Origin of the sequence: Paraburkholderia flava, assembly GCF_004359985.1 — a bacterium.
Taxonomy (GTDB): Bacteria; Pseudomonadota; Gammaproteobacteria; order Burkholderiales; family Burkholderiaceae; genus Paraburkholderia; species Paraburkholderia flava.
On sequence record NZ_SMRO01000001.1, the window covers coordinates 809,237 to 823,074 of the forward strand.

The 13,838-nt window shown below is 64.7% G+C and carries 7 protein-coding genes; all 7 read left to right on the forward strand.

Annotated features, from left to right (window positions below; genetic code table 11):
• Positions 1-206 precede the first annotated feature (206 nt).
• Positions 207-3,440, forward strand: coding sequence for an autotransporter family protein (locus tag E1748_RS03580; protein ID WP_133647215.1), 3,234 nt, complete (start codon positions 207-209; stop codon positions 3,438-3,440).
• Positions 3,441-3,647: 207 nt separating this feature from the next.
• Positions 3,648-8,168 carry a DEAD/DEAH box helicase gene (locus tag E1748_RS03585; protein ID WP_133645769.1) on the forward strand — a complete coding sequence of 1,507 codons (4,521 nt, stop codon included), beginning with the start codon at positions 3,648-3,650 and terminating at the stop codon, positions 8,166-8,168.
• Positions 8,169-8,688: 520 nt separating this feature from the next.
• Complete coding sequence (locus tag E1748_RS03590) at positions 8,689-9,606, forward strand: response regulator transcription factor (protein ID WP_133645770.1); 918 nt, start codon at positions 8,689-8,691, stop codon at positions 9,604-9,606.
• Between the two features lie 567 nt (positions 9,607-10,173).
• The gene (locus tag E1748_RS03595) at positions 10,174-11,598 is read left to right on the forward strand and encodes a helix-turn-helix transcriptional regulator (protein WP_133645771.1); all 1,425 of its coding nucleotides are present in this window, start codon (positions 10,174-10,176) and stop codon (positions 11,596-11,598) included.
• Positions 11,599-11,660: 62 nt separating this feature from the next.
• Positions 11,661-12,176 carry a lytic transglycosylase domain-containing protein gene (locus E1748_RS03600; protein WP_133645772.1) on the forward strand — a complete coding sequence of 172 codons (516 nt, stop codon included), beginning with the start codon at positions 11,661-11,663 and terminating at the stop codon, positions 12,174-12,176.
• Between the two features lie 325 nt (positions 12,177-12,501).
• Positions 12,502-13,017 carry an HrpB1 family type III secretion system apparatus protein gene (locus E1748_RS03605; protein ID WP_133645773.1) on the forward strand — a complete coding sequence of 172 codons (516 nt, stop codon included), beginning with the start codon at positions 12,502-12,504 and terminating at the stop codon, positions 13,015-13,017.
• A gap of 180 nt (positions 13,018-13,197) precedes the next feature.
• Entirely contained in the window at positions 13,198-13,827 is a 630-nt protein-coding gene (locus tag E1748_RS03610) for a hypothetical protein (RefSeq protein WP_133645774.1), read from the forward strand.
• Positions 13,828-13,838 lie beyond the last annotated feature (11 nt).

The window sequence follows — 13,838 nt, forward strand, 5'->3', positions numbered from 1 at the left end:
GTAGTGAAATAGAGCGTCGGAGCCTTGCGGCGGGCAGCGCCTCATTAGCGACAGACAGTTCCCAACTACTTCAGTCAATTAAATCAATTCCTTTCTTTTGATGTAAGGAATGCTATAACTCTCATGCATTCGAGTGCCGTCGTTTTATTCCCGTATAGACAAGGACAATAACGATGAGAAAATCGCTTGGCATCGGTGTGGGCGGTATGGTCCTCCTGTCGGAGGCTTTCGGTCCGTCGGCGATGGCAGCGTGCAGCAACAACGCGCCCACTGCCGGCACGACGGTCACCTGCACCGGCACAGTGACGGCACCCGTAACGGCCGCGACCGGCGCGGCGAACGTCACGATCAACGCCGACGCGAGCACGACGGCCAGCTTCACGCGCAGCGCGACCGCGACCGTGTTCAGCGTCGACAACACCAGCCAGGTCTCGAATAGCGGCAGCCTCACGCTGACCGGCGGCGGCAGCACCGGTACTGCGCGCGGCGCAGTTCTGCTCGGTGTCGGCAACGCGAACACGCTCACCAACGCGACGGGCGCGACGATCACCACGACCGGCGCATTCAACGACGGCATCGCCGCGAACGGCAGCGGCAACACGCTCGTCAACAACGGCACGATCAATACAGCCGGCCCCAACGCGTACGGAATGAGCGCGGCCTGGGGGCAAACCAACACCGGCCAGTCGAACAACACGCTGATTAACACCGGCACCGTGTCGACGTCGGGTAGCAACGCGCGCGCGGCATCGATTCTCGGCGGCAGCGGCAGCATCACGAACAGCGGCACGCTGTCGACGACCGGCACGTCGAGCACCACCGCCTACATGCAGGGCAACAACGACAGCCTCGTCAACACCGGCACGATCACCGCGAGCGGCAGCGGCGCGGACGCGGTGTTCTCGAACACGGTCGCATCGAGCTTCACCGCGACGATCGAGAATCGCGCGGGCGGTCAGATCATCAGCCAGGGCGCCGCGGGCATCCGCACGCTGAACGGCAACAGTACCGTGATCAACGCGGGGCTCGTGCAAGGCAACGGCACGGCGATCTCGATGGGCAACGGCAACGACTCGCTGATCCTGCAGACGGGCTCGGTCATCAACGGCACTGCCGACGGCGGAAACGGCACGAACACAGTGACGTTGCAAGGAACGGGCACCGCATCGAATGCGTTCGCGAACTTCCAGACGCTGCTGATGCAGGGCACGCTGTGGAACTGGACCGGCAGCGGTACGTTCACGCTCGCGCACGTGCAGACCGGCACGCTGAATCTGACGGGGACGCTCGGCACATCGGCGGCTGCGCTCGTCGATGCAGGTGCGACGCTGCAAGCGAACGCGCAGAACCTGCCGCAGAACGTCACCGACAACGGTCTCGTGCGCTTCGCGCAGGACACGTCCGGCACCTACGCGGGCATGATCTCGGGCAGCGGCGCCGTCGAGAAAGCGGGCGCGGGGACGTTGACGCTCGCGCCGTCGGCGGCGGGCGGCAACACCTATGCGGGCGGCACGACGATCAGCGCGGGCACGCTCGCGGTCGGCGCGGACAATGCGCTCGGTGCGACGAGCGGCGGCGTCACGTTCGACAGCGGCACGCTGCAACTCACGCAGGCATTCGATCTCGCCGCGAGCCGCGCGGTCACGCTCGCGGCAGGCGGCGGCACGTTCGACACGCAGTCGTTCGCCACCACACTCGCGCAGCCGGTCACCGGCAGCGGCGCGTTCACGAAAGCCGGCAGCGGCAGCCTGTTGATGACCGGTGTCAGCAGCTACACAGGCGCGACGACGGTGGCTGCCGGCACGCTCGCAATCGGCGATGCGGCGCATACGAATGCGGCGCTCGCCGGCAATGGCGGCGTGTCGGTCGCGGCGGGCGCGACGCTCGGCGGCTACGGCAGCGTCAGCGGGCCGGTGACGAACGCCGGCTCGATCGAAGTCGCGAACGCGCTGTCGACGATACCGTCGTTCGCCAGTGGAGCGAACGGCAGCTTCACGATCGCCGGCTCGCTGACCAATGCGGGGCTCGCGCAGATCGGCGGCAGCGGCGTCGGCAATCAGCTCGTCGTGCGCGGCAGCTATGTCGGACAGAACGGGACGATCGGTTTGAACACCGTCGTCGCCGGAGACGGTGCCGCGTCCGACCGCCTCGTAATCGACGGCGGCACCGGCAGCGGCACGACGGGCCTGAAGGTGACGAACGTCGGCGGCGCGGGTGCGGAGACGCTCGGCGACGGCATCGAGGTCGTGCAATCCGTGAACGGCGCGACCACCACGAACGGCGCGTTCACGCTCGCCACGTCGGTGAAGTCCGGCGCGTATTCGTACTACCTCGCGAAAGGCGGCGTGACGACCGGCACCGGTAACGACTGGTATCTGCGCAACACGGTGCCGCCGGCAGAAACGGGAACGACCGGCGAGGAACCGGTCGCGGCCGTCGGCACGCCGCCGCTGCCGGAGCCCGCCGCGGGCTCGGAGCCGATCCCGCTGTACCGCGTCGAGGTGCCGGTCTACGCGGCGATTCCAGGTGTCGCGCGGCAACTCGGTCTGCTGCAGATCGAGACGTTCCACGACCGTCACGGCGACCAGTCGCTGCTCGACGGTAACGGTCCGCTACCCGCCGCATGGGCACGCGCATGGGGCGGTCACGATGTGTTGAGTCAGAGCGGCGCGGCGAGCCCGGAATTCGACGGCTCGGTGTACGGCGCGCAGGCCGGCCAGGATCTGTACGCGGATCGCAGCGCAAGCGGCCATCGTAATCACTACGGTCTGTTCGTCGGCTTCGCGCGTGCGACCGGCGACGTCGAAGGCACCGCGCTCGGTATGCCGAACGTCGATGCAGGCCATCTCGCGATCAACACGTACAGCCTCGGCGGCTACTGGACCCACGTCGGCCCCGGCGGCTGGTACACCGACACCGTGCTGATGGGCAGCACGCTGAGCGTCGATCCGCGTTCGCGCGACGACATCGGCGCGACAACGCACGGCACGTCGGTCAGCGGATCGGTCGAGGCTGGCTTGCCGGTGCCGCTTGGCAACGGGCTGACGATCGAGCCGCAGGCGCAGCTCACGTGGCAACATCTGTCGATCAACGATCTGAACGACGGCGTGTCGAACGTCGCGTTCGACGACGGCAACACGTTCACCGGTCGGCTCGGCGTGCGGCTGAAGGGCACTTTCAACAGCGCGGGCATCGACTGGCAGCCGTGGCTGCGCGTGAGCGTGCTGCGTGCGTTCGGCGCGAGCGATTCGGTGACATACGGAGGCGCCACTTCGCTCGGTACGCAGGTCGGGCAGACGTCGGGGCAGATCGGCGCGGGGATTGCCGCGCAGGTCGGCAAGCGGGCCAGCGTGTATGCGACCGCGAACTGGCAGACCAGTCTCGGCGGCGCGCATCAGCGCACGATCATGGGCGATGCGGGCGTGCGCTGGGCGTGGTGAGCGATTGCTGCGCGGACCCTTTAAAAAGGAGCTAATCCTGACAGCTACTGCCGTACAGTCGCGCACGCGATTGCCGCGTGCGCGACCGCCGGAAACCTGCGAGACTGATCCCTCCTCATCGCAGAGTTCGCACGGTGCGTGCGAGGCTGGCTGACCACCGATCAGATTCGACTGGATATCGACCACCTCGCCCCCAACTACGGTTCCATGACTTCCGCCCTGCCCCCGGCCGGCGTGCTGGCCGATTTTCATCCGGCGGTTGCCGGCTGGTTTCTGAAGACCTTCGCGGCGCCGACCGATGCGCAGGTCGCCGCGTGGCCGTCGATCCGCAGCGGCCGCTCGACGCTCGTCGCCGCGCCGACCGGTTCCGGCAAGACACTTACCGCGTTCCTGTCCGCGCTCGACGAACTCGTCCGCAACGGCCTCGCACACGACGGCGCGTTGCCGGACGAAACACTCGTCGTCTACGTATCGCCGCTGAAGGCGCTGTCGAACGACATCCGGCTGAACCTGCAGGTCCCGCTCGAAGGCATCGCCGCCGAACTCGCACAACGTGGACTGCCCGCGCTCGACATCCGCACCGCCGTACGCACCGGCGACACCACGCAGCAGGAACGCACCGCGCTGCGCAAACGCGCGCCGCACATTCTCGTCACGACGCCGGAATCGCTATACGTATTGCTCGGTTCCGACTCGGGCCGTGCGATGCTGTCGACGACGCGCACCGTGATCGTCGATGAAATTCACGCGATTGCGGGCACCAAGCGCGGCAGCCATCTCGCACTGAGCCTCGAACGTCTCGACGCATTGTGCGGGCGACGCCTGCCGCGCATCGGTCTGTCGGCGACACAAAAGCCGATCGCGACCGTCGCGCGTTTTCTGATCGGCGGCGCGGATCTCGACAGCGATGCACCGCCCGATCCGGACGAATGCGCGATCGTCGACGTCGGCCACACACGCGATCGCGATCTCGCGCTCGAGCTTCCGCCGGTGCCGCTCGAAGCGGTGATGGCCAACGACGTGTGGGAACGCGTGTATGACCGCCTCGCCGAACTCGTCGCACAGCATCGGACGACGCTCGTGTTCGTCAACACGCGACGCATGGCCGAACGTACCGCGCGCCATCTGACCGATCGACTCGGCAAGGAAGCGGTCGCCGCGCATCACGGCAGTCTCGCAAAGGAGCTTCGCTTCGATGCGGAGCAACGCCTGAAGCGCGGCGAATTGCGCGTGCTGATCGCGACCGCGTCGCTCGAACTCGGGATCGATATCGGTGACGTCGATCTGGTTTGCCAGCTCGGTTCGCCGCGCGCAATCGCACCGTTCCTGCAGCGCGTCGGGCGGTCGGGGCACCATGTCGGCGGGATGCCGAAGGGTCGTCTGTTTCCGACGTCGCGTGACGATCTGCTCGAATGCGCAGCGCTGCTCGATTGCGTGCGACGTGGCGAACTCGACGCACTACAGGTGCCGCGTGCGCCGCTCGACGTGCTCGCGCAGCAGATCGTCGCGGAAGTATCGAATGCCGAATGGAGCGAGGATGCGCTGTTCGACTGCTTCCGTCACGCAGCGCCGTACGCGAACCTCGCGCGCGAACAATACGACGCGGTACTGCGCATGCTCGCCGAGGGCTACACGAGCCGTCACGGTCCGCGCGCCGCGTACCTGCATCGCGATGCGGTGAACGGCACGCTGCGCGGACGGCGCGGCGGCAAGCTGGTCGCGGTGACGTCGGGCGGCACGATTCCGGAGAACGCGGACTACTCGGTGCTGCTCGAACCGCAAGGCGTGAACATCGGCACCGTCAATGAAGACTTCGCCGTCGAAAGTCTTGCAGGCGATGTGTTCCAGCTCGGCAATGCGTCGTACCGCATTCTGCGTGTGGAGACCGGCCGCGTGCGCGTCGTCGATGCGCAGGGGCAGCCGCCGAACATTCCGTTCTGGCTCGGCGAAGCGCCGGGACGTAGCGATGAACTGTCGTTCGGTGTCGCGCGGTTACGTGCTCGGATCGATGCGTTGCTCGGTGAGCGCGATGAACACGACGCAGCGCATACCGCAGCCAGCACAGTCGCCACAAAACGCGCGGCAACAAAGAAAACATCGACACGTAAAGCGCTCGCGCTGGCTACCGCAGACGATGCCTCTTCAATCGAAGTAACGGACACGCCTCCTGCTGCATCGTCCACTCATGCCGGCAACATCCCACGCGCCCTTGCATGGCTGACCAACGAACTCGCCCTCTCCGACACAGCCGCCCAGCAGATCGTCGACTACCTCGCACGCGCCCGCACGGCACTCACCGTGCTGCCGACGCAGGACACGCTCGTGATGGAACGCTTCTTCGACGAATCGGGCGGCACGCAGCTTGTTATTCACGCACCGTTCGGCAGCCGGCTCAATCGCGCGTGGGGTCTCGCGCTGCGCAAGCGCTTCTGTCGCGCGTTCAACTTCGAGCTGCAAGCGGCCGCGACCGAAGACGCGATCATCCTGTCGCTGACCGGCAGCCACAGTTTCGCGCTCGACGAAGTGTGGCGCTACCTGCATTCGAACACCGCCGAACATATCCTGATCCAGGCGCTGCTCGACGCACCGCTGTTCGGCGCGCGCTGGCGCTGGAACGCGACGACGTCGCTCGCGTTGCCGCGCTACACCGGCGGCCGCAAGACCGCCCCGCAGCTGCAGCGCATGCGTAGCGAGGATCTGCTCGCGACGGTGTTTCCGGATCAGGTCGCGTGTCTGGAGAACATCGTCGGCGAACGCGAACTGCCGTCGCATCCGCTCGTCGATCAGACTGTCGACGACTGCCTGCACGAAGCGATGGACACCGACGGCTGGCTGCGATTGCTGCGACGCATGGAGGCCGGCGAAGTCGCGCTCGTCACGCGCGAACTGCCGGCACCGTCCCCACTCGCCGCCGAGATCCTGACGGCCAAGCCCTACGCATTCCTCGACGATGCGCCGCTCGAAGAACGTCGCACGCAGGCCGTGCTGAATCGTCGCTGGACCGATCCCGAATCCGCCGACGATCTCGGCGCGCTCGATGCCGATGCAATCGCGAGCGTGCGCGACGAAGCGTGGCCGCAGGTGCGTGACGCAGACGAAATGCACGAAGCGCTGACCGGTCTCGCGTGCATCACCGACGCGGAGGCGCAGCAAAACGAAGGCTGGCCCGCATGGCTCGAAGCGCTCGCCCACGCAGGCCGCGCGACGCGCATGCAGATCGCGCAGCACGACGCGCTGTGGGTCGCCGCGGAACGTCTTGCCGGCCTGCACGCGATCTATCCGGCCGCGCCGATCAAACCGTCGATCGAACCGCCGAAGGGCTACGCAGACCCGTGGACCGAAGACGACGCAATCGTCGACGTGGTGCGTGCGCGGCTCACGGGCTACGGGCCGCTCGCAGTGTCCGCGATCGCGCGTCCGCTCGCGTTGCCCGCGTCCGCTATTGCGCTTGCGCTCACGCGTCTCGAAGCAGAAGGCTACGTGATGCGCGGCCGCTTCACGCCAGGCGCACGCGAAGAAGAGTGGTGCGAACGGCATCTGCTGGCACGCATTCATCGCTATACGGTACGGCGACTGCGGCGCGAGATCGAACCGGTCGAGCGTCACGACTTCATGCGTTTCCTGTTCGAATGGCAGCACGTGAGCCCCTCGACGCGCGGCGAAGGACGCGATGCGCTCGCCGGTGTGCTCGATCAGCTGGAAGGCTTCGAGGCATCGGCGGGCGCGTGGGAAGACGATATTCTGCCGGCACGACTCAAGGACTATTCGGTCACATCGCTCGATGAGCTGTGCCGCTCGGGCAAGATCGTGTGGACACGACTCACTGATCGCGCACGTGCCGCCTCCGCGCCGGTGCGCAGCACGCCTGTGGTGCTGCTGCCGCGTCGCGATCTCGCGGTGTGGAGCGCGTTGCCCGATTCATCGCAGGCCGCCGCGCTGTCGCCGCGTGCGCAACGCGTGCACGACGTGCTCGCGCAACACGGCGCGATGTTCTTCGACGAACTGCTCACTGACGTGCACACGCTGCGCATCGAACTCGAGAATGCACTCGGCGAACTCGTTGCAGCGGGACTCGTGAATTCGGACAGCTTCGCGGGACTGCGCGCGCTGCTCAAGCCGGTTGCGAAACGCAACGCGTACTACGGCAGCCGTCGTGGACGGGTCGGCGCGTTGATCGGCGGGATGGACGATGCGGGTCGCTGGGCGCTGCTGCGGCGTCCGTCCACCGTGCTCGAACCCACAACGACGAACACGCGGAGACCCACCTTCGATGCCGACGTGCTCGAGCACGTCGCGATGACCTTGCTGCGCCGCTACGGTGTCGTGTTCTGGCGTCTGCTCGAACGCGAAGCCGAATGGCTGCCGCCGTGGCGTGACCTGTTGCGCGTGTATCAACGGCTCGAAGCACGCGGCCAGGTGCGCGGCGGCCGCTTCGTCAATGGCCCGTCGGGCGAACAGTTCGCGTTGCCCGAAGCGATTCCGCTGCTGCGCGAAACGCGTCGCCATGCGGAGGACGGGCTGTATGTCTGCGTGGGCGGCACCGATCCGCTGAATCTACTCGGTACTTTGCTGCCCGGCGACAAGGTGCCCGCAGTAGCCGGCAATCGCGTGCTCTATCGCGACGGCGTGCCGGTCGCGACGCTCGTCGCCAGCGAATTTTCTTATCTGGGTGAACCGGACAGCGCCGCGAAAAGCGCGATGCGTCTGTTGCTCGCGCGACGATATTGACGGCAGCATGCACGTGATGCCGCGTGCATGCCTGCGCGGTCCATCTGTGCAACATGCATACGTGTATCGCCTGCTGTAGCGGCGTCTTGTCGTGCTTCGCATACCGCAGCACACTTTGTTGATACGCGCGCAATCTTAAAAAATAAAAGTCTCACAAAAACTTAAATTACGCTTACGCGAACGTAAGTATTTGCGCAAACGCCCGCCCGACAAGGCGTCTCCAGACGGGTCGGTCGAAACGACCGTAAGCTCCCGTAACCGCGCAAAGAATACCTCGCCGCCGAAGTACCGCGAAACTCCCACCAAACTGCTCCTTCCTGTCGCGAACGCAGCGACCACCCCCTAGCCCCATCAAAACCCCGACATTACGTTTATGACGGGCGCATCTCGATTGAAACAATCCGTTACATCCCTGATCAAGCCGACGCTCTACTGTCCGATCAATCACAAGAACGCCAGGCGAACCACGGTTCGCTTTGCGTCACGGTCCGCCGATCACAAGGGACCCACCGGAGGAAAGATGAAGCTTGCAGTGATGACCCGAAACACCAGTCTGTACGGATTGATCTGTCAGTGTTTCGAGGCCGAGGGTGCGTCATGCAGCCGGTTCGCCGACGACGTTGCGCTCGCGCGTGCCGTATATCGGGAAGAATTCAGCGCGATCCTCGTCGATGCCGATACCGGCTTCAATCCATTGCGTCCATTACTCGCACGACGTGAGTGTTACTCGGATCGTCGCGCGCCGGTGGTCGTAGTCGGGGCACTGCACGATCGCGAGAGCATCTCCGATGCACTCGACGCCGGTGCCGACGACGTCGTGCTTTCTCCGGTCGATACGCGTGAACTCGTGCTGCGTGTCCATCTCGCGCTGCGACGCTTTCAGTGCACGCCCGCTTCGCAGGCGGACGATGCGATCGAATGCGGATCCTACCGGCTCGACCGCAGCACATGCGCGGTGCAGATGGACGACAAGGTCATCCGCCTGACGTCGCGCGAATTCGCGATCGTCTGGCTGCTGTTCTCGCGGCTCGGAGAGTATGTGAGTCGTCGTCAGATTGCGGGGGCCGTGTGGAGCAGCCCCGAAGAGGTAGTCGGTCGCACGCTCGAGCAGCATATCTACAAGCTGCGCAAGAAGCTCGAACTGAACGGCGCACACGGCGTGCATCTGCGCACGATGTACGCGCATGGTTATCGTGTCGAGCGGGCCGACTCATCTGTCGATACCGCCTCTGACGCACAGCCGGCACTCGCCGCGACGACACCTGCAGAGACAACCGCGAGCGCATCGACACACGCGACCGCGCGAACACGGCACTTCGTGGAACTGCCGGACGTCAGTGTGCATGCAGCGGCAACACCCGCGATCGTGCTGCACGTTCCGCCGCATACGGAAATCCATACGCCTGGCAGCCCCGCCGTGCGCAACGCACGGCCGTGACCCTACGATCGCGGCGAGCCGAATCACGCTCGCCGCAGTCGCACCGCGTCCTTCACCGCCCTATCCCTTCGCTTCGCTTTTGTCGTCATGCATTCCGGCATCGCGCAAAACGCGTGTGCTTTTCAAGCATAGTGACATCAACGCGAAGCACGACGGGATAGCGAGTCCCGCACCTTCGCAAAACATCGGGGAGCCCTCCTGGGCAGTCCAACATGCGCATGCATTCGCGCAGGCTATGACTCGTTCCAACGCAGCACAAACCCCTCGATGTTTTCCGCAAAGGAATCGCATCGCCAATCGTCACAGTGTCACGCCGAACGATGCCTGATCGACAATCGTGCGCACCACACCCGACGTGACAAAACGCTCGCAAGCCCCGCCCCACAAACGTTTCCGCGAGAAACGCCCTACCGCCGCGTAGTAAACATTCGCGCCGGAAGGTAACAGACCATCACAAACTCGCGACCGCGCAGCGCCCCGATGAAAAGATTCACTCACCGGTTCAGCAGTTCGCCGAAGACGGCAAACCAGCGAGCCACACCAGAATCTTTAGTCAGGAGCGACACCATGTTCTCGACGGTCTATTTCGCAGCTTCCTCGGTCCTCTCGTGCGACGGTCTGCCCGCAGCGCTCACGGCGCGCGTGCTCGACGGCCAGCTTCTCGAAGCCGCTCGCCTCGCCGCCAACTACGCCGATACCGACGAAGCCGGCGACGACGGTTACCTCGCGCTGCAGATCCTCGCCGACCTCGAACTGGCGCTCGGACGTCAGGAAGAAGCCGAAGAAACATATCGCAAGACGCAGAAGGCGATCCGCCACTCACGCGATGCAATGCGTGTCGTGTCGGTACGCAACGCCGGCTGGCAAGCCTGCTTCCGTAACCAGTTTCACGTCGCGCTGACCTGCTTCCGCCGCGTCGCCGAAGACCGCAGCGCGACGCCCGCCCAGCAGCTCGACAGCCTCATGGGCGCAACGCTCGTGCTGTTCCACCTCGGTTGTGTGCAGGCCGCATGCGATCGTCTGACCGAACTCGCGCCGCTCGCCGCTGCACACGCCGATCCGCGCTGGGCCACGCTCGTCGACATGCTGCGCCGCGACCTGCTCGCTCAACACGCGCTGCACGGTGCCGAACAACTCGCCGATCACATCTACTGGCGCTCGGTCGTCACGAGCCTCGAAGGTCTGAATACGCCGGCCACGCTCGCAGGCAACATCCGCCTCCCGCTGCTCGAACAACGGCTCGACTATCTGCGTCATCTGCAATCGTTCGCCGACGGCCGCGCCGATGCACGCGAACCGCTGCGTCAATACGCAACGTGGAGCCGCAAGGCCGGTCTCGGCGACTATCACCGCAGTCTGTGCCTCGAGATGACGCTCGGCGCGATTGCCGCACGTGCGACGGCCGCTGCCGAGGAACTGCTCGAACAGTCCGGCGCCGCCGCGCTGCACGGCACGCAGAACGCGCGCTGGTATCTGGACTTCCTCTACTGCCGCGCGAAGATCATGCAGCAACAGATGCGCACGCAGGAGTTCGCGACGCTGTACGGCCGCTACGCACTCGCGTCGATCCAGCACGTCCGCGCCGACAGCGTATCGCTGCCCTCCGCTGCGCCGGAAGCCGCGCAATCGCGCAGCGCCCCGCGCGCCGACGACGTCAGCGCACGCTTGCCCGCGAAGTATCGCCGCGCGTATCGCTACCTGATGGACAACCTGGATCAGAAGGATCTGTCGGTGCGCGAAGTCGCGTCGCAGATCGGCGTCACCGAGCGCGCGATGCAAGGCGCGTTCCGCAAACACCTGGGCCTGTCGCCGAGCGAACTGATCCGCCGTCAACGGATGGAGCGCATCCGCGAAGAACTGCTCGACGACGATGCACCGGTTGCCCGCGTACTCGACGTCGCGAAGAAGTGGGGCGTGCAGCATCGCTCGACGCTGATCAACGGCTATCGCAGCGTGTTCAACGAAGCCCCGTCGGAAACGATGGGGCGCTAAGGAAAAACCGGCGGACGATGCATCACGAGTCCGCCGTTTCTTCATCCTTCGGACAGAACATCATGCGTGTTTCACTACACTTCGCACCCCGCTTCATTCGTGCAACTGCCGCCCCCGCGCTTGCATCATTGACGTTCGCGTCGCTCGCGCTGTTTCCGAACGCCGCACACGCACAGCAGACCGACTGTTTCGCCGCCGCGGCTTCGTATCAGCATGTGAGTCCGCTCGTGTTGCGGGCGATCGCGTGGCAGGAGTCGCACGCGAACGCGCGCGCGATCCATCACAACGCAAACGGCTCAACCGACTACGGGATGATGCAGATCAACTCGATCCATCTGCCGGTGCTATCGCGCTACGGCATCTCGGCGAGCGATCTGTACGTGCCGTGCAAGAACATCTTCATCGCCGCGTGGTATCTGCGGCGGATGACCGTCAAGTATGGCTATACGTGGACCGCCGTGGGCGCGTACCACTCCGAAACGCCGGCCGAGCGCGACCGTTATGCGCGCTCCATTCAGCAGATCGTCGCGCGCCTGCAGCAGTTGCCGCAGTTCCAGCGCGACGACGATCCGTCATGACGGGCCGCATTTCAACGTATCGACGGACCGGCGGCAACCCGATGGGTAGCCGTTGCCGGGCCGGCAACATTTGTATCGGGCAATCGGCCGATCGGCAGGAAACCCGCGGCAAAACCGGGGACGCGTGCACCAGCAGCATCGTGACAGCGCCCCTTCGCTCCGCAGTCGATTCGTTCGCATCGGACGATTCGACACAGGAGCGGATGCGACACACTGATCATATCGGCTGTGCTCACATTGCGGCAGCGGCCGGGGAAGACGGGGCTGCGCAGGTGGAGCGAGTGTCACGGTCTTTTAATGCAACTCCCACACAGGTGACGAAATCGTGAATGACACAGGATGCAGGGACGACGTTGCGGGCGGCCTCACCAAGGTACTGTGGACCGCTTCGCAGCTTGAGGATCTGTCCGACTTCGATGATCTGCTCGACGCGATCCGGGTGCTGCGGCCCCGTTGGAACGGCGCAGGCACCGTCGTCGCATGGCGCTACTTGCGCCGCCAGTCGTGGATCGAGGCATTGCGCGTACTCGAAGACGACGACCAGGAAGCGAAGCGCTCCGCGCTGCACTCCGCATTGATGGCCGTGTGCCTGTTCGGCATGCAGGACCCGCTGTGGCAGAGCTATGCGCGTACGGCGGCCGAGCAGCGCGAGCATCGCGAGGCATCGAGCATCGGGACGCGGTTGCTTGAACGCGCGGCGAAGCTTGATAGCAGCGTGCGGGCTGCGGCGGATGAGCCGGCTGCGGGTGCCGCAGAGCCTGCGGCAGCGGCTGCGTGGTCGGCACCTGCTGCAGCGGCTGCGCCGGCTGCACCGATGCCGCCGACGTGGATGCGGGCGTGATGTGAAGTGTGCAACCGTGCATCGCGCAGCGCAGAGCTTCGCGAAACGGATCACGGCTTCGCATTCGTAGCGTAGCGATCTCGGCGTCGACGTAGTGTTTTATCAGGTAGGCCAATCCGACCGGTTCGGAAGAAACGTCCTCTGTTCAGGCGGTTTGCCGCCACCTTTAGGAGAATCAACATGGGTGTCACAGCACTTAAAGGGTTAAGTTCCTTATATAAGGCGGCCTCTGAAGCTGCCCCCGCGATAGCGAAGCAGGCGAAGAAGGTCATATCGAATGTCCCTGGGGGGGCGTTGTCGATGTTGCAATCCGCGCCCAAACAGCAGGCGAAGGATGCAAGCACCGGAGTATCCTCCATGCGGCACTCAATGCTTCCGACGCAAATGAGAGATGCCGGCGCGGGAGCGCCCGGAATGTCGTCTGCAAAAGACTCCTCGATACTTTCCAAGATTCCCGGCGATGCCTTCGGTACGGGGTCTTCGTTGATGCAGGGCGTAGCGGGGACTGCAGTCGATATGGCGAAAACCAAACTCAATCCCCAGCATATCGCGGCGGCCGCATCCGATATGGCATCGGATATCAAGACGAATATGAATCCGACCAATCCGATGGCCGCGAACACTCCGGTGGTCAACCTGGACAAGGACCAGCAATCGGAACTCGATTCGGCCAACATCACTGCAAAACAAAACCGCAAGATGGACATGGAACTGGCGAAGATCAACCAGCAAAGTCAATTTACGAAGGCGCTCGCTCAGCAGGCGGTCGACGGCCTTAAGGACGCGTTGAGCATCCTCAACAGCAAGTAATTTTCCGCGGC